This is a genomic window from Streptomyces cirratus, assembly GCF_014650775.1.
Taxonomy (GTDB): Bacteria; Actinomycetota; Actinomycetes; order Streptomycetales; family Streptomycetaceae; genus Streptomyces; species Streptomyces cirratus.
The window spans coordinates 109,266-125,541 of the sequence record NZ_BMVP01000005.1 but is presented as its reverse complement, the minus strand read 5'-3'; the positions used below and the strand labels follow the sequence as shown (position 1 = coordinate 125,541).

Here is a 16,276-nt window from a genome sequence, read left to right as displayed (position 1 = left end):
AGGAGGTTCGGACACCGTGGCGACAGTCGAGCTCACCAAAGAGAATTTCGACCGGACGATCAGCGACAACCCCTTCGTGCTGATCGATTTCTGGGCGGGCTGGTGCCGGCCCTGCCTGCAGTTCGCACCGGTCTACGACAAGGTTTCCGAGGCCAATCCGGATCTGCTCTTCGCCAAGGTGGACACCGAGGCGCAGCAGGAGCTGGCCGGGGCCTTCGAGATCACCTCGATCCCGACGCTGATGATCGTCCGGGACCAGGTGGCGATCTTCGCTCAGCCCGGCGCCCTGCCCGAGGCGACGCTGACCGACCTCATCGAGCAGGCCCGCGCGCTGGACATGGACGAGGTCCGGGCGAAGATCGCCTCCTCGCCCCAGCCGGGGGGAACCGGCGGCGACCAGGGCACTTCCGGCACGCCGGAGGTCTGAAATTGCCCGCCGCCGCCCCCGGCCCGCGGCGACACTGGCCGCATGACCGAAGCAGTGGAATATGACGTAGTGGTGCTCGGCGGCGGCCCGGCCGGCGAGAACATCGTGGACCGGACCCGGGCGGCCGGACTCACCACCGCGCTGGTGGAGAGCGAGCTCGTGGGCGGGGAGTGCTCGTACTGGGCCTGCATCCCGAGCAAGGCGCTGCTGCGCCCGGTGCTGGCCCGGGCCGATGCGCGCAGGGTCCCCGGCCTGGCGGGAGCCGTCGGGGGAGCCCTCGACGCGGAGGCGGTGTTCGCGCACCGCGACTACTGGACCGGCAACTGGAAGGACGACGGCCAGATCGACTGGCTGGACTCCATCGGCGCCCACCTGTACCGGGGCCACGGCCGCCTCTACGGCACCCGCAAGGTGGCCGTCACCAGCCCCGAGGGCGATCACCACGTCCTCACGGCCCGCCACGCCGTGGTGATCGCGACGGGCACGCGGGCCGTGATCCCGGAACTGCCCGGGATCGCCGGGGCGCGCCCGTGGACCAGCCGGGAGGCGACCTCCGCCCGCCAGGCGCCGGAGCGGCTGCTGATCGTCGGCGGTTCGGTGGTCGCCGCCGAGATGGCGACGGCCTGGCAGGCCCTCGGCACCCGCGTCACCGTGCTCGTACGGGGCTCGGGGCTGCTGCCGAGGATGGAACCGTTCGCCGGGGAACTGGTCGCCGAGGCGTTGCGCGAGGCCGGCGCCGAGATCCGTACGGACGTTGCGGTGGAGGCGGTCGTACGGGACGGGGCGACCGGGCCCGTCACCGTCGTGCTGGAAGGCGGCGAGACCGTCGAGGGCGACGAACTGCTGATGGCGACCGGCCGCGCGCCGCGCACCGACGACATCGGGCTCGACACCGTCGGCCTCACCCCCGGCGACTGGATCGGTGTCGACGACAGCTGCCGGGTCCCCGGCCACGACTGGCTCTACGCAGTCGGTGACGTCAACCACCGCGCACTGCTCACCCACCAGGGCAAGTACCAGGCCCGGATCGCCGGCGCCGTCATCGCCGCTCGTGCGGCGGGCGAGGAGCCGGCCGACACCGGCCGCTGGGGCGCGCACACCGCGACCGCCGATACCGCGGCGCTCCCGCAGGCGGTGTTCACCGACCCCGAGGCCGCTGCGGTGGGCCTGTCCCTGGCCGAGGCGCAGAAGGCGGGCCACCGGGTCCGCGCCGTCGACTACGACCTCGGCAAGGTATCGGGCGCCGGCCTGTACGCCGACCCCTACCCGGGCCGGGCCCGGATGGTCGTCGACCTGGACCGGGAAGTGCTGCTCGGCGCCACCTTCGTCGGGCCGGGCGCGGCCGAACTCCTGCACGCGGCCACCATCGCCGTCGCGGGGGAGGTGCCGATCAGCCGGCTGTGGCACGCGGTCCCGGCGTTCCCGACCGTCAGCGAGATCTGGCTCAGGCTTCTGGAGGCGTACCGAGGGTAGCGGCCGAGGTGGCGGCGCAGGCCGCAGGTGATCGATTGGCCCTGGAAGGCGCCCGGACGGGCCGGTTGAATGGCGGCACCGACGAAACGAAGGAGCCGGCGCCGTGATGGTGATCGCACACCTCAGCGATGTCCACTTCGACGGCGGCGCGCGTGCCACCGACCGCGCCCGCGCCGTCATGGAGTACCTCGACGGCCTCCCGTACGACCTCGACGCGGTGCTCGTGAGCGGTGACATCGCCGATCACGGCGCCCCCGAGGAGTACGACGAGGGCCGCAAGGTGCTGCGGTCGCGCCACCCGCTCGTGATCTGTCCGGGCAACCACGACGAGCGGCTCGCGTTCCGCAAGGGCCTGCTCGGGGAAGCCGAGCCGACCGCGGAGCCGGTGGACCAGGTGGTGCGCGGCGACGGCTTCGTACTCGCGGTGTGCGACTCCTCCGTGCCCGGTGAACACCCGGGTTTCCTGGCGGAGTCGACGCTGGCGTGGCTGGACGGGGTACTGGCCGGCACGCCGCGCGAGGTGCCCGTCCTGGTGGCCTTCCACCACCCGCCCGTCACCCTGCACATCCCGTACGTGGACGGCATCCGGCAGTTCGGCGAGGAGCGGCTCGCGGCGCTCGCCGAGCGGCACCCGCACCTCAAGGCGTTCCTCTGCGGCCACGCCCACACCGGGGCCGTCACGACGTTCGCTGGCCGGCCGCTGCTGGTGGCGCCGGGCGTGGTGTCCACGACGCGGCTGCCGTGGGAGGCGCAGAGCGGCCCCGACGAGCACGTCCACCTCGACGAGCCGCCGGTCGTCGCCTTCCACGTACTGGGTGAGGACGGGCGGCTGACGACCCACTACCGCGTGGTCGTGGACCGCCGATAGCTGCTGCCGTCGCGGGCACGGGTGAGGTGGCCCGAGGTGATCAGGTACCGGCGCAGCGCCGAGCAGTCCTCGTGGACGGTGCGCAGCGCGTCGTTCACCTCGGGCTCCGTGTATGCGCGCCCGGGAACGAAAAGGGTCTCGCTGAGGTGGGCCAGCAACTGCTCGCGCCGGGCCGCCTTGCGCGGAATGGCGGTGAGGCGGCCGTGGGAGAAGAGGTCGTGGACGCCTCGCGGGCGGCGGGGCTCCGCGCCCTGGTCCTCGGGCCTGGTGCTCTGCGGTGCTTCGGTGCTCTCTGACATGCCGTGCAGCTTCGCCCGGCCGGCGCCGGTCATGCAACGCAATTGACGGCGCGGGTGCGTTTGACGGTGCGGGCGCGTTTGACGGCGCGGGTGCCATTGACGGCGCGTGCCGATCGGCTGACGGTTCGTCACCTGACGGGCGGCAGGGCCGCCGGCCCGGACGTCCTCCGGACCGGCGGGCCCGCCCGTGCGCGCGGGGCTCAGGGAGCGACGGTGATCTGCTGCGCCGGGTCGGTGGTGTCGGCCACCTTGTAGACGGCGTTGAAGGTGGAGGACGTCGCGCTCGTCGGGCAGCCGAACCCACCGGTGACCGTGACCGGCACCGAGGCGTTGGTGAAGGTCAGGCTGGAGGGGGCGCCGTTGGCCCACGTGCCGCCGACGCTCGCCGGGGCCGTCGGGGCGGCCGTGACCGTACAGCTGGCCAGGCCGGTGGTGTGGACGACCAGGCCGCCCGTCGGCACCGTCATGGTCGCGGTGACGGGCGAGCCGTTCTGCATCGACACCGACCAGGCGCCGCTGGTGGTGACCGTCGGGGTCACGCCCGGCATGCTCGACGTGCAGGAGCTGTACGTGGGAGGGGAGATCGGCGAGGAGACCGCCCCGGCCGCGTTGTGGTTGCCGGGGGCGGCCGGCACGGTACCGGTGGAGACGGAGACCGTGCAGGTGACGGTCACCGACCCGGCCTTGAGGGTGGCCTTGCCGCTGAGGGTGGCCCGGAAGGCGTGCCCGGCCGGGGTGACGGTGGTCGACCCGGCCATCGGTAACGGCGCGGCGGTCGCGGAGGTGGACGCCACGGTCAGTGCCGCGGCGGCGGCCATTGCGAGGGCGAACGCGGTGCGCGTACGGCTCATGGCTGTACTCCTTGGGAATCGTGGAGCGGGGTGGGGGAGCGGGTGGGGTCCGCTGCCGCGCCCCGGGCGGCTATGGGGTCCCGGGAAGCGGTGGGGTCCGCGGCTCCGGTGGCGTCCGGGGCGCGCGGGGTGGCGTACGGCTGCCAGGCGAAGATCAGGCCGCCGCCGAGAATGCCGAGCAGGGTGCCGATCAGGAAGCCGCCGAGGTTCGACAGCACCAGGGCGGCGGTCGCGATGAGGGTGGTGAGGACGCCGGCGAGGGTGCGCTGCTGCGGGGCGAACCACGCCGTCAGCCCGAGGACGATCATGACGATGCCCATCAGGACGGACGGGATGCCCGCCACCCCTTGCTGGAGCATGATCTTCAACGGGGCCAGCGGCAGGACGCAGATCCAGGCCCCGGCCGCGATGGCGGCCAGCCCGCCCCAGAAGGGTCTGCCGCGCCGCCAGCGCCGCCACGACGGCCGGCGGCCCTGCCCCCGCCATGACGGGCGGCGACCGTTCCGGCGAGCGCTCAGAAGCATTCCTTCTTCCCCTTGCTGATTCCCATGCTCAGCCCGGAGAGTTTGAAGGTGCCCGCGTTGGTGGCCCACGCGGTCTGGTGCAGATTGCTGATGGCGACGGTGTCGGCCTGCTGGGCGAACAGGTCCTGCATGCCCACCGCTTCGGCCGGCCCCTTGTCGAGGGTCGACGCGTCCCGGCCGATCTCGATGTTGCTGAACACGGCGTCACCGGAGAGCTGGGTGGCGTCGACGAACAGGTTGCTCGCCTCCACGGGCTCCTTCCCGCCCGCGGTGAGGTTGAGCGAGATGTCCCCGATGAGCGGGAGGGTCGTCACCACCGACTGGCACAGGCTGTGGAGCTTGGCTTCCTTGATGGCGGTGACGGCCACGGGTATGAGGTCTTCGCGGGCATTGACGTCGACACTGCCGTACTGGGCGAAGCCCTCGCCCTCCAGGCTCTTCGCCGACACCTTGAACTGCTGTCCGGAGACGGCGAAGGAGGCGGCGAGCGCGCCTTGCGCGAGGGCGATGCCGAGGCCGGCGGTCACGGCCACGGCGGGAACGGTCAGGAGGGCGAAACGCCGCCACCGGACCCCTCCGGTGCCCCTTCGGTCGTCCTCGCCGGTGGTGTCCCCGGTACCGGGTGGTTCGGATAAGTTCGGTGAGCTTGCCATGAGATCGTCCCTGTATCTCGGCTGTGCACCTTTGTTACCGACGAGTTGAATGTAAGAGTGCCAATGGAGGTTGGCAAGGTTGCTCGAACGTACCTTTTCGGCCGAGTCCTACTGCCCCGTACGCCGCTCCCCGGCCTCCCTACGTAGCAGTTCGGCGACCTCCGCCTCCACCCGCCGGGCCATCGCGCGGGCGAACTCGGCGGCCACGACCTCGCCGGCCACCGGCCGCAGCGCCGCGGCCGCGTCGGATATGTGATCCAGCTGGGTGGCCGAAAGCCGCTCCACCCCGTCCGCGCCGACGAACCCGTCCGGACCGATCACGTGCCGCCGGAACAACCCCACGAACCGGTCGGCGAGCGCCGCCGCCTGGTCCTGTACGAAGTCCCCCGCGTCCAGGATCTCCGCGAGCGGCACGCCCTGACGCACCAGGGCCAGCGTCGCCTCCAGCAGGCGCCGGCTGCGGTGCGTGACCCGGTCGCCCTCGACCCGTACGTAACCCAGCTCCACCGCCCGCCGGGTGTCCTCGGCCGTCGCCGCCGGGCCGAACAGGCCACCCAGCTCGGCCGTCGTCATCGTGACCGGCTCCTCCTGCTCCCAGCCACCGGTCATCGCCCGCTCCAGGCCCAGGAGTTGCGACAGTCCGCCGCCCTGCTCCCACGCGTCCAGCAGCTCGGCGATGCCGTTGACGGAGTAGCCGCGCCCCAGCAGGTCGCTGATCAGCCGCAGCCGCGTCAGGTGGTCGTCCGAGTACCAGGCGACCCGGCCCTCCCGGCGGGGCGGCGGCAGCAGCCCGCGCTCCTGGTAGTAGCGCAGGTTGCGCACCTTGACGCCTGCCGCCCGCGCCACGTCATCGCGGCGGTAGCGCCCGGCGGTGTTGCGGCCGTCGCCGTCGCCGTCGCCGTGCCCGTCCTGTTCCCCCTGGCTGCCCACGCGGCCGAGTGTAGGACGTACCGGCAGGTCACTTGGGCTCTACGGGCGCTGTTCCCGTTCCATCCGCTTGACCGCCCGCAGCACCACGAACTTGGGTTCGCTGGCGGTGACTTCGCTGTTGCCGAAGAGCCGCTTGAGGTGGGTGTGGTAGCCCATGTGGCGGTTGGCGACCACCCACAGCTCGCCGCCGGGTCGCAGCACCTTGCGGGACTGGGCGAACATCCGCAGCGCGGTCGCGTCCGTGGTGGCCTGGTGGGAGTGGAACGGCGGGTTGCACAGGACGAGGTCCACGGAACCGGGGTCGAGCATGGCCACGCCGTCACCGACGAGGAAGTCGGCCCGGTCGCGGTCACGCGTCACGTTGGCGCGGAACGTGGCCTTCGCCGAGGCGATCGCCTGGTAGGACTCGTCGGTGAACACGACCTCCGCCCGGGGGTCGGCGACCGCGACCGCCGTGCCGATGACGCCGTTGCCGCAGCCGAGGTCCACGACGCGGGCGCCGTCGGTGTTGGTGGGGATGGACTGCAGGAAGAAGCGGGTGCCGACGTCGAGCCGGTCCGCGCAGAAGATGCCCGCGTGGTTGACCACGGTCAGGCCGGCACCGGAGCCGCCGTCGGCGTCGACGGTGTAGGTCACCGGCCAGGGGTCGGCGGACGCGCCGTCCCTCTTGGCTGCCGGGGGCGTACCCGTCGCGCCGGTCGCGTTCGCGGGCGTGCAGAAGATCAGCCGGGCCTTCTTCTCGGCGAGCGAGGTCTTGGTCGGTCCCAGGATCCGCTCGAAGAGGCGCAGCGTGGAGGTGTGGATCTCCTTGACCATGCCGGTGCCGACCACGACGCTGTCCGCGTGCAGCCGGGGCGCCAGCCGGTGGAGCTGGTCCTCCAGCAGCGCCAGGCTCTTGGGCACCCGGACCAGGAGCACGTCGATCCGCGCGGGCGGCTCGTCCTGCGTGGTCAGCAGGGTCACCGTGTCCTTGGCGGTGCCGATCCCGGCCCGGTCCAGGTTGGCCATGGTGGCCGAGCGGGTCAGCGAGGAGTCGGTGATCTGCGTCGGGTGGAAGGCGGCCAGGGCGGTCGTCAGCGCCCCCCAGCGGTCGCCGAGCACGGTGATCTGCCGACCGCCGCCGAGTTCCACCGGTCCGCGGTCCCCGGTCCCGGATTCGAGGTGGTGCAGGAGGTACTCGTCGGCAGCGTCCCAGGCGCGGAGCCGGTCGCGCGGGTCCTGCGGGAAGCGGGTGAGCTCGTAGGAGCCGAAGGGCGTGGTCAGACGGTTCATATTGGCCCCAGGCTATCCGAGACGGCCGCCCGGCCCCGCACGGACGGGGCCGGGCGGGCCGCAGGCCCGGCCTAGGGCGCGTTTCGAAAGTCCCGCCTGCCCCGCGACGCCCGGCACGCACGCTCGCCGCGTTGTCGGGATCGCCCGCGTACGGCCCGGTACGAGGGCGACCCTCCGCCTTGCGATCGCACGCACCGGACGCCGCGGGGCCCGCCCTTCGGGCGGCCGGCGCTACTTTCGAAACACGCCCTAGGCGGGCAGCTCGCCCGCCATGGCGGCCGCGATCCGCAGGTGCGGGGCCGCCTCGGCGGCGCGGCCCTGGCGCTCCAGGGTGCGGCCGAGCATCAGCTGCGCGTAGTCCTCCACGGGCCACCGCTCCAGGATGGCGCGCAGCTCCTGCTCGGCGCGCGAGAGCTGGGCGGAGTGGTAGTAGGCGCGGGCCAGCAGCAGCCGGGGCGCGAGCTGCTCGGGGGCCTCGGCGGTCAGCGTGGCCAGGACGCGGGCCGCGGTCGCGTACTCCTTCGCGTCGAAGAAGAGGCTGCCCCGCGCCCAGCGCTCGGCGGCCGTCCCGTGCCCGTAGTACGCCGCCTGCGCGTCGTCCACGGCGGCGTCCCGGGTCTGCTGGGGCTGACGAGCCTCCTTGGCGTCCATGTGCGTTCCTTCCGCCGTTCAGGTGGTGGGTCCGGTCCCTCCAACCCGGTGGGACCCCCGCGCATTCCATGGAACGCGGCGGCCCCGGCGGTACTAAGTTGTGCGGTATGAGCAATCTCGATCGCCAGCCCGCCCTCTCCGTCTGCGGCGGCCGCGGTTTCGTCGTCGCCGAGCCGGTACGCGAGCTCCTCAGCCCGCGTACCGTCAAGCTCGGGGAGTCCACCGAGGTGCGCCGGCTGCTGCCGAACCTGGGCCGCCGGATGGTGGGGGCCTGGTGCTTCGTCGACCACTACGGCCCCGACGACATCGCCGATGAGCCGGGCATGCAGGTGGCGCCGCACCCGCACTCCGGTCTGCAGACCGTGAGCTGGCTGCACGAGGGGGAGGTCCTGCACCGCGACAGCGAGGGCAGCCTCGCGACGATCCGCCCGCGCGAGCTGGGCCTGATGACCTCGGGCCGCGGCATCAGTCACTCCGAGGAGAGCCCGCGTCCGCACGCCCGCTTCCTGCACGGCGCCCAGCTGTGGGTGGCGCTCCCGGACGCCCACCGCGATGTGGCCCCGCACTTCCAGCACCATGCGGACCTGCCCCGCGTCACGTCTCCGGGCCTGACCGCGACGGTCATCCTGGGCACCCTGGACAAGGCCACCTCGCCCGGCACCGCCTACACCCCCATCGTGGGCGCCGACCTCGCCCTGACGGCGGGCACCGAAGCCCGGCTGCCGCTGGACCCGGACTTCGAGTACGCGGTCCTGTCGATGTCAGGCGAAACAGACGTGGACGGCGTCCCCCTCCTCCCGGGCTCGATGCTCTACCTCGGCTGCGGCCGCACGGAACTCCCCCTGCGCGCTTCCTCGGACGCGAGCGTGATGCTCCTGGGCGGCGAACCGTTCGAGGAGGAGATCGTCATGTTCTGGAACTGGATCGGACGGTCCCACGATGACATTGCGCAGGCCCGAGAAGACTGGATGAACGGGTCCCGATTCGGCGAGGTCAAGGGCTACGACGGGCCGCCGATTCCGGCTCCCGAACTCCCGCCGACGCACCTGAAGCCGCGCGGACGGGTGCGCTGACCTGCGGTTTATGTGGACGAGGGTGCGGTGGTGGCGCCCGGCTTCGGCAGGGGTCGTGCCCAGATGCCGTCGTCCGACCGTGGTCGGCAGCGCCTTGCGGCCCCTGCTGATTGAGCTCTGCCGAACGGGGTGGAGCCGGCAGCGTCGGGGCAGGGCAGGCCAACGGACCTGTGACGCAACCCTGGCTGATGTGTAGTCATCTCTGGTTGCTATTGGGGTAGAGGAGCGGTTACGGTCACGCTCGGATGATCAGTGCCCGGGAGTCCTCAGGAGTGTGCGGTGAGTGACAGATCGGTTCCTGACCCGGTGAGCACCGTACGACGCATCGTCGCCCTCCTCGACCGGGTCGGCCGTGATCGTGACGACGTGCTGCGGGTCGAGGGCGAGGGCGGGCTGTCGTACGCGTCCGGGTTACCGGCCCAGGACGTCGAAGCCCTGATGCGCGGCGACCGGACCCCGTCCGGTGCGGTCGCCGACGAGGTGGATTCGGAGGAGGCCCGCTGTCGGCGGGTAGTCGAGCGGATCCTCTTCCTGCGGGCCACGCGCCCGCGACGCCGGCCCGACGGGCAGCGCCGCGTCTGCACGCTGGCGGAGATCGCGGCCGGGGCGGGCGCAAGCGCGCAGTGTCTCGACAAGATGATCAAGACCGGCAAGGCCCCGAACCTCGACCACGCAGACGGGATCGCCAGGTTCTTCGGGGAGCAGATCGAACTTCTTGTGGACTCGCCCGCCGAGGCTCTGGATCGCGTACTCCAGCACATTCACTCGGACCTCCTGGAGCAGGTCGTCGAGGAACAGCACGCCGAAGTGCGGAGGTCCAGGACAGCCGGACCGGCCATTGACAAGATGTGCGAGCCGGGGCTCGTCGGGAGCGCGGCCCGATGCCTGGCCGACGTGCCCGACGAGACGGCCAAGCCGATCGTGGACCTCATCGAATCGATCGCCCGCCGGGCCCGTGCGGACCGGGCGCGGGAGACCCGCGAGGCCGCGGACGCGACGGCGGTGGCGACGGGGGAGACGGCGGCGGACTGAGGGTGTGTCGTGCCGTCGGATACACCGCGTCCCACTGGCATGATCTCGTGGTGGCGCACGGGGCGGGGAACGGTGCGTAGGGTCGGAAAGAGGCGCCGTTTCGCCGGCGTGGACAGCCGTGTCCGGACACCATCGGAAGGCTGGTCATGCAGCAAGGCGTCACCTTTTACATAGCCACAGCCGCGCTGGGCGCCGTACTGCTGGTGAAGCTGCCTTCCCTGGTCCGGGGTTGGCGCAGCCCACTGGTCCGCACCGTCAACGCTATGATCCTCCTGCACTGCGCAGGCTTCTTCTTCGCCGCCCCGCCGACGGTGACGGTGGTCAATCGGCTCAGCGGCGTCTCCAATTTCTCGGCCCTGCTCGTCCACTGCATCCTGTGCGCGTACGCCTGCACTTGTCTGGCGCTGATGGAGAACTGGAGGGGGGACAAGGCGGGAAGGCACCACACCAGGTGGCGGGTCCGCGTCTGGATCGTGGGGCACTGCCTCGTCGTCATGGCGGTCATCGTCTGCTTCGTCCTGGGTGACGTGCCGGACGAGAGACCGACCGACTTCGACACCTACTACGCCAACGCCCCCTTCATCGGGGAGATGCTGGTGTTCTACCTGTCCTCGAACGTCGTGGCCGCGGGCGGCGCCACGGTCGTGTGCTGGAGATGGTCGCGCAACATCCGCAAAGAGATACGCACGAACGGCTCGGCGACGGCCGACGGGTGGCTGCGGGCCAGCCTCTACGTGCTCGGTGCCGGATTCCTGTCGCACTTCATCTCCGGATCCCTCAAACTCCTCGCCATCGCCGCCCGCTGGAACGGACGGAACTGGGACGTGCTCAACGACTTGGTCTGCGAGTACGCCCCCCTCGGAGCCATGATCGTCACCCTTGGCTTCCTCCTTCCGGTATTCGGCCCCTGGCTCACCGAACGCCTCGTCAAGCCCGGGCGGACCTACCTCGCGCTCGCCCCACTGATGCGGGTCGTGCGCCCGTCCGTCACCAGCGGCACGGACTCCCTCGCACTGACCACACCCTGGTACGCGGACCCCGAACAGCGCCTGGTCAACCGCATGACGAACATTCAGGACTGGCTGCTCCAACTGCGCCCCTACTGCGCCGAAGCCATACGTGAACTGGCACATCGCGAGGCGGTTCAGAAGGGTGCATGCCGGCCGGACGCCGTAGCGGCCGGCCTCGCCGCCATGCTGCGGGCGGCCGCTGACGCCCGCGCACGCTCCACACCCGCCGACGAGGGGGAGAGCCGCCGTGCCGCCCACGCCCTGCGCTCGGCCGAGACCGAGTACGGGGACCTCATGGTGCGCGTCTCCCGGGCCCTGCAGCCCCGGTGCCAGTCGCACCGCCGCGGCGCGGTACCTATGTCAGGGGCACGGCGGCCTCCCACGTAGGATCTCCCACCGAGAGGGTAGATCGTTCGCCATTGCTCTTACGTTGCGTGAGCGGCTACGGTCACTGCTCGAAGCGTCAAGGCCGTCGGAGTCCGTGGGAGCAAGCGTTGAGTGACAGGCCTGCCGCTGATCCTGTGCGCACGCTCCAGCGCATCACGGCCCTCCTCAAGCGGTTGGGCGATGACCGCCGGGAAGTGCTGAGGGTCGAGGGCGAAGGAGGCCTGTCCCACGCTTCCGGCCTCCCCGTGGCGGAAGTGGAGGCGCTGCTGCGCGGCGAACCGGTGGCATCCGCCGCCGAGAGCGTTGCGGACGCGGTGGAAGCGCGCCACCGGCGGGTGCTGGACCGGATCCTCTTCCTGCGCGCCACACGGCTGCGCCCCTCCACCGACGGGCAGCGACGCGTCTACTCGCTGGCGGAGATCGCGGCCGGGGCGGGTACGAGCCCTCAGTGGCTCGACAAAATGATCAAGACGGGCAAGGCTCCGAACCTGGACCACGCCGCGGGGATCGCGCAGTTCTTCGGGGAGCGGATCGAGTTTCTGGTGGCCGAACCCGCGGAGGCCCTGGACCGGGTCCTGCGCGAAATCCACAACGAGCTCTTGGAACGGGCCTTCGAGCGCCAGGACCAGGACCTCCAGCGCCTGAAGGACAGGGGCGCCGGACCCGACCTGGACCCAGAACTCGGAGTGGTCGGCTATGCGGCGCGCGCCCTGGCCGAGGTGCCCGACGACACGGCCCAGCCGCTCATCGCGCTGATCGAATCGGTCGCCCGGCGGGCACGTGAGGAGCGGGCCCGGGAGGCCCGGGGCGAATAGACCCCACCCGCGGGGTCGGTACGGATGTGATGCATGGGGGCCACGGTGGGGACGCACCGATATATGAAGAAGCATCGCGACGAGCTCTTCGCGGGTGTGGCCGGTTCGTCGCCGACCACTCCGGTCGAGCTGTTCCGGGCGCTCTGTGCCTACGTGACACAGACCGGCGAGCGCGAGGTGCGCCTGATGCTCGAACCGTTCCCGCCCGACACCGTCAGCGGCCTGTGGCTCGACATGGGTGACTTCGAGGTGATCGCGGTCGAGAAGAACACCTCGTCGCTGCACCAGATGGTGATCGTTGGGCACGAACTGTGGCACCGCAAGGAAGGAACCTGCGGGCAGCACGCCGGCGGCGCCGGTAAGAAGGTCGCGGCGCGCATGATCGGGGACCGGTGGGGCCTTGCCGAGGCCGTCGCCCACGTCGCCGCCCGCACCGATTTCAATCTCGACGAAGAGCGGAGGGCGGAGAAGTTCGGGCGCATGCTGGCCGCGAAGTTCCGCTCGCCCTTGGAAGCGATGCGCCTCGGCAAGGCTCCCGCGTCCGGGGTGGCCGGACGCATATGGGCATCACTGGAGGGCTGACCTCCGGTTCACCGCGGGGCGCCGACCGGGTCGGGTATGCGCTCCCGCGTCGTCACCGGCCCCTCCAGCGGATAGAGCCGTTGCAAGAGGGGCCCCGTCATGATGGTGGTGATCACAGCCATGAAGACCATGGCGGTGAACAACCTGGAGTCCAGGATCTTCAAGGACAGGCCGACATTGAGGATGACCAGTTCTGTCAGGCCGCGCGCGTTGAGGAGGACACCCAGTGCGGTCGACTCACGAGCCGATGCGCCGGTGAGCAGGGCAGCGCCGAACGCGCCCGCGAACTTGCCCACGCACGCCACCACGACCGCGGCCAGCAGTATGAGCGTGCCCTGTCGGCCGAGACCACCAAGGTTCACCGAGAGCCCGGTCACGGTGAAGAAGGCGGGCAGCAGGAAGAGGCTGGTCTGGTCGATGCGCTCTGGCACCTCCGGAGCGAGAGTGCCGATGTGCTCGCGCGGGGCCACCGCGCCGAAGGCGAAGGCGCCGAACACGGCGTGCAGGCCGATCTTCTCGGTCGTCCACGCGCACATCAGTAGACCGACGACCAGCGCGGCATGGGTGACGGCACCGCCCGCCCAGCGCCGCCCGGGTGCCAGCAGCCACCGCAGGGCGGGCCGTACGACGTAGAGCAGGCCGAGTACGAATGCTGCCGCCTCGACGGCCATCCACGCCAACGACACCGAGCCGGTGGAGTGCACGAGGGCGACGATCACGGCGAGCACGCACCATGCGAGGAAGTCCTGGACCGCCGCGCTGGTGAGCGCGATCGAGCCGAGCCGGCTCTTGTGCAGACCGCGCTCGTCGATGATCCGCGCCAGTACGGGGAACGCGGTGATGGACATCGCGACACCCAGGAAGAGGGCCGGCTCCAGCAGACTGTCACCGTCCATTTCCGAGGCGATGAACCACGGTGAGATGACCACCGCCAGGCCCATGCCCAGGAGGAACGGCAGGGTCACCGAACTCAGGGAAACGGCCGTGACCTGACGGCCGGCACCCCGCAGGTGCGAGGCCTCGAGCCGGTAACCCACTCCGAACATGAAGAGCACCAGCCCGAGTTGGGCGACGATCTGCAGGAACGGCCTGACGGCGGGGGGAAAGAACAGCTGGGAGAGGTCGCCCGGCAACAGCCCGAGCAGACTGGGCCCCAGGGCGATACCGGCGACGATCTCCCCGATCACGACCGGCTGGTGGGACCGCTGGGCGAGCCTGCCGAACACGTAGGCGACGGCGAGGAGAACCGCGAGGCCCAGCAGCACACCGCTGGTGTCGGCCGGGGCCGCGGGGACGGCGGCGGTCACCGGGAGGCTGCGGTCAGCGGCACAGGCGGGATATCACCGGAGGCGGCGGCTCGGAAGAGCCGGGGCCGGAACCCGGGAGCTACCCGGCGGTGCTAGGCAAGGGCCGCCCCGGCCGAAACGCCGCTTTCGGACAGGCAGCGCGCCGCGTGCGCCACCGAGGCCATCGTCACGTGTCGGTGCCACCCGGACAGCGACCGCCCCGCGAAGTCCCGCAGCCCCACCTCCTGCACGCTGTTCGCGGAGGTTGCCGAAACCCTCCCCATCTGCTTCGTCAGCCGCAGCAGCGCCACCGGGTTGGGCGGGGCGGGCTGGGACAGGTCGGTCACCCACAGCTGCGAGGGCGGTTGGTGCGGGTCGGTCCATTCGCCGAGGAGGGTCAGGTGCCGACGCCGCGTGGGCGCGGGGTCCGGCATCATCACGCGTACGGCGGCCACCAGCGTGGCGCGGCGCCGCCCCGGGTGTGCCGGGTCGGCCCATACGGCGGGAGTGCGCAGCGCTCGTACCTTCTGCAGCACCTCCGAGGCGGCCAGGGCGCCCGCGCCGTGGCCGGGCAGCGCCGGATCGGTCACCAGCAGCCGGGTGTCCGGGCTGATCCGGGCCAGCACCGGGAGCTTCGCGTCGGCGAAACGGTTCATCGTGGAGCGGGTGCCGATGCTGGGAATGTCCAGCAGAACCGGCCGGGGCGGCAGTCCGACTTGTCGTACGGCCTCAAGGATGCCGGTCACCGCGCACTCCTCGTACGTCTCTCCGGAGCCGTCACTCGCCTCCTCGTCCGGGAGGTGGAGGCGCCATCCGACCGGAGTGACGACATGGGCGGAGGTGAACCAGATTCCGAAGGCTTGCTGCCCCCGGAACATCTGCCGGCGCTGCGGGTCGTACTGCCGCCCCACGCCGACGGAGTGCTCGCCGCCCTTCGGGATGGTCATCGGCTGGATCACCCACGCGGTCAACGGGCAGGACTGCTCCAGATACCGGGACAGTGCGATGCGGATCGGCCGCCAGTCCCAGGTGGAACCCGCTATGAAGTGGTGCAGGCTCTGATCGGTGGCGGAGCCTCCGATCTGCTGCGCGATATTGCGGATCGACTTGCGGCCGGGCGTCGCGAGCAGCCCCTGCACGTATTGCAGTCCCTTCTCCCGCTGGTCCCGGCGCCGCAGCGAGCTCAGGACCGCTTCGCACAGGTCTTCCGCCGCCTCGTGGACGTGACCGCTCGGAGGGGCGCAGGCGCCGGTGCCGAGACGGGCCCATGGACGAGTCTGCAAATGACTCCTGTGCGTGATGGTGCTCAAGCTCTTCCCCCTAAAGAATGGTCAGTTTCGCTGCGCTGCCTCGGTGCTGAGGGCTTCCGCCTGGTGACGTGCTCTTCGGAGAGCGACGGCCCGGCATCTCGGCCTGCGGTGCCGAGCCCCGCTGCGCGGCCTGCGATGAGGAGTGACGGCTGGTCGAGCAGGCACCTTTGACCGGTCGTTACCGGTGCGTCTCAAGTGGGGCTGGGTGATCGCTGGAACGAGACCCTAGTGGCTGAAACCCCCGTAATCAACCACGGTTTAGAGGACGCATCTGTAGTTGATTTCCTGTGGGTGTCCGTCTAGGTTCCTTCTTGTGGACTGGAAGCGGTTCGAAGGCTCACTCGGGTCCGGGCGATGAGTTTGAGGCGTTTTGAACCGTCAGCGGTATCGGGCAGCCCATGGCTACGCTGAGGGGCTGGCGGCCCCTGTCTGGAAGCTCCGCCCCAGGACGGCGTAGCGTCGGCGACCACACTCGCGAGGCGGTCTCGGGTGAGACAGCGCCATGAGCTCGGCCGGTGGCTTGTGACGGCGCGTCTTGACGGGTATAGCCCTCCGTTTCGGCGGCGGTTACTCGCCGACCGCCGCCGAGCACGAGGGCGACGACGTCGGCTTCCTTCCCCTGGGCCCGGTGGATGGCGTCGCAGCGCTCCTCGATCAGTTCGGACGTCCAGCCGTCACGGCCGCGGCAGATCTTCTGGCATTCGGCGACGAGGGCCCGGAGGGGGGCGATGACGCGCACGCGCTCGACGTCGACACCGTGCCGGTGCAAGTGGTCGAGAACAAACTCGAAGGCGCGGCGGTCGCGTTCGCCGCACGGCGCATCAGACGGGCGG

17 protein-coding genes are annotated in these 16,276 nt (G+C 71.0%); 8 read left to right on the top strand and 9 right to left on the bottom strand.

Annotated elements, in window-relative coordinates:
* The first annotated feature begins 16 nt into the window (after positions 1-16).
* The 3 genes from IE207_RS15860 (at position 17) to IE207_RS15850 (ending at position 2,768) form a co-directional block, all read left to right on the top strand.
* Positions 17-427: a thioredoxin family protein gene (locus tag IE207_RS15860; protein WP_190184851.1), complete on the top strand. Its 411-nt coding sequence runs from the start codon at positions 17-19 to the stop codon at positions 425-427.
* Positions 428-469: 42 nt separating this feature from the next.
* Positions 470-1,900 (top strand): dihydrolipoyl dehydrogenase family protein, encoded by a 1,431-nt coding sequence (locus IE207_RS15855; RefSeq protein WP_190184850.1) that lies wholly within the window; start codon positions 470-472, stop codon positions 1,898-1,900.
* A gap of 106 nt (positions 1,901-2,006) precedes the next feature.
* Positions 2,007-2,768 carry a metallophosphoesterase gene (locus IE207_RS15850; protein WP_229873765.1) on the top strand — a complete coding sequence of 254 codons (762 nt, stop codon included), beginning with the start codon at positions 2,007-2,009 and terminating at the stop codon, positions 2,766-2,768.
* Here IE207_RS15850 and IE207_RS15845 read toward each other — a convergent pair.
* From IE207_RS15845 to IE207_RS15815, 7 genes are all read right to left on the bottom strand, one after another.
* A complete protein-coding gene (locus tag IE207_RS15845; RefSeq protein WP_190184848.1) occupies positions 2,741-3,067 on the bottom strand; it encodes a DUF2087 domain-containing protein in 327 nt (108 codons plus the stop codon). The genes IE207_RS15850 and IE207_RS15845 overlap by 28 nt on opposite strands.
* Before the next feature lie 200 nt (positions 3,068-3,267).
* Entirely contained in the window at positions 3,268-3,918 is a 651-nt protein-coding gene (locus IE207_RS15840) for a hypothetical protein (RefSeq protein ID WP_190184847.1), read from the bottom strand.
* Positions 3,915-4,442 carry a DUF6114 domain-containing protein gene (locus IE207_RS15835; protein WP_229873764.1) on the bottom strand — a complete coding sequence of 176 codons (528 nt, stop codon included), beginning with the start codon at positions 4,440-4,442 and terminating at the stop codon, positions 3,915-3,917. The genes IE207_RS15840 and IE207_RS15835 overlap by 4 nt, the downstream gene beginning before the upstream one ends.
* A complete protein-coding gene (locus IE207_RS15830) occupies positions 4,433-5,095 on the bottom strand; it encodes a DUF6230 family protein (protein WP_229873763.1) in 663 nt (220 codons plus the stop codon). Before IE207_RS15830 ends, IE207_RS15835 begins: the two co-directional genes overlap by 10 nt.
* 108 nt (positions 5,096-5,203) lie before the next feature.
* Entirely contained in the window at positions 5,204-6,025 is an 822-nt protein-coding gene (locus IE207_RS15825; RefSeq protein ID WP_229873762.1) for a MerR family transcriptional regulator, read from the bottom strand.
* A gap of 39 nt (positions 6,026-6,064) precedes the next feature.
* Complete coding sequence (locus IE207_RS15820) at positions 6,065-7,297, bottom strand: methyltransferase (RefSeq protein ID WP_190184846.1); 1,233 nt, start codon at positions 7,295-7,297, stop codon at positions 6,065-6,067.
* A gap of 249 nt (positions 7,298-7,546) precedes the next feature.
* The gene (locus IE207_RS15815; protein ID WP_190184845.1) at positions 7,547-7,948 is read right to left on the bottom strand and encodes a tetratricopeptide repeat protein; all 402 of its coding nucleotides are present in this window, start codon (positions 7,946-7,948) and stop codon (positions 7,547-7,549) included.
* A 107-nt stretch (positions 7,949-8,055) separates the two neighbouring features.
* Between IE207_RS15815 and IE207_RS15810 the strand changes: the two genes are divergently transcribed.
* The 5 genes from IE207_RS15810 to IE207_RS15790 all read left to right on the top strand — a co-directional run bounded on the left by IE207_RS15810 (position 8,056) and on the right by IE207_RS15790 (position 12,847).
* Positions 8,056-9,021, top strand: a complete 966-nt coding sequence (locus IE207_RS15810; protein ID WP_190184844.1) for a pirin family protein — start codon at positions 8,056-8,058, stop codon at positions 9,019-9,021.
* A 306-nt stretch (positions 9,022-9,327) separates the two neighbouring features.
* Positions 9,328-10,053 carry a hypothetical protein gene (locus IE207_RS15805; RefSeq protein WP_190184843.1) on the top strand — a complete coding sequence of 242 codons (726 nt, stop codon included), beginning with the start codon at positions 9,328-9,330 and terminating at the stop codon, positions 10,051-10,053.
* Between the two features lie 146 nt (positions 10,054-10,199).
* Positions 10,200-11,450: an MAB_1171c family putative transporter gene (locus tag IE207_RS15800; RefSeq protein ID WP_190184842.1), complete on the top strand. Its 1,251-nt coding sequence runs from the start codon at positions 10,200-10,202 to the stop codon at positions 11,448-11,450.
* A 134-nt stretch (positions 11,451-11,584) separates the two neighbouring features.
* Positions 11,585-12,265: a hypothetical protein gene (locus tag IE207_RS15795; RefSeq protein ID WP_190184841.1), complete on the top strand. Its 681-nt coding sequence runs from the start codon at positions 11,585-11,587 to the stop codon at positions 12,263-12,265.
* A 33-nt stretch (positions 12,266-12,298) separates the two neighbouring features.
* A complete protein-coding gene (locus tag IE207_RS15790) occupies positions 12,299-12,847 on the top strand; it encodes a toxin-antitoxin system, toxin component (RefSeq protein ID WP_190184840.1) in 549 nt (182 codons plus the stop codon).
* Positions 12,848-12,855: 8 nt separating this feature from the next.
* Here the strand turns inward: IE207_RS15790 and IE207_RS15785 are convergent, their stop codons facing one another.
* Entirely contained in the window at positions 12,856-14,154 is a 1,299-nt protein-coding gene (locus IE207_RS15785) for a cation:proton antiporter (RefSeq protein WP_190184839.1), read from the bottom strand.
* Between the two features lie 92 nt (positions 14,155-14,246).
* Entirely contained in the window at positions 14,247-15,416 is a 1,170-nt protein-coding gene (locus IE207_RS15780) for an IS701 family transposase (RefSeq protein WP_229873761.1), read from the bottom strand.
* Positions 15,417-16,276: the final 860 nt, after the last annotated feature.

What these genes read in the sequence shown, in the direction of transcription:
- IE207_RS15855 (WP_190184850.1), top strand. Translation starts at nt 470, where the DNA reads ATGACCGAAGCAGTGGAATATGACGTAGTGGTGCTCGGCGGCGGCCCG.
- IE207_RS15850 (WP_229873765.1), top strand. Translation starts at nt 2,007, where the DNA reads ATGGTGATCGCACACCTCAGCGATGTCCACTTCGACGGCGGCGCGCGT.
- IE207_RS15845 (WP_190184848.1), bottom strand. Translation starts at nt 3,067, where the DNA reads ATGTCAGAGAGCACCGAAGCACCGCAGAGCACCAGGCCCGAGGACCAG.
- IE207_RS15840 (WP_190184847.1), bottom strand. Translation starts at nt 3,918, where the DNA reads ATGAGCCGTACGCGCACCGCGTTCGCCCTCGCAATGGCCGCCGCCGCG.
- IE207_RS15835 (WP_229873764.1), bottom strand. Translation starts at nt 4,442, where the DNA reads ATGCTTCTGAGCGCTCGCCGGAACGGTCGCCGCCCGTCATGGCGGGGG.
- IE207_RS15830 (WP_229873763.1), bottom strand. Translation starts at nt 5,095, where the DNA reads ATGGCAAGCTCACCGAACTTATCCGAACCACCCGGTACCGGGGACACC.
- IE207_RS15820 (WP_190184846.1), bottom strand. Translation starts at nt 7,297, where the DNA reads ATGAACCGTCTGACCACGCCCTTCGGCTCCTACGAGCTCACCCGCTTC.
- IE207_RS15815 (WP_190184845.1), bottom strand. Translation starts at nt 7,948, where the DNA reads ATGGACGCCAAGGAGGCTCGTCAGCCCCAGCAGACCCGGGACGCCGCC.
- IE207_RS15810 (WP_190184844.1), top strand. Translation starts at nt 8,056, where the DNA reads ATGAGCAATCTCGATCGCCAGCCCGCCCTCTCCGTCTGCGGCGGCCGC.
- IE207_RS15800 (WP_190184842.1), top strand. Translation starts at nt 10,200, where the DNA reads ATGCAGCAAGGCGTCACCTTTTACATAGCCACAGCCGCGCTGGGCGCC.
- IE207_RS15790 (WP_190184840.1), top strand. Translation starts at nt 12,299, where the DNA reads ATGGGGGCCACGGTGGGGACGCACCGATATATGAAGAAGCATCGCGAC.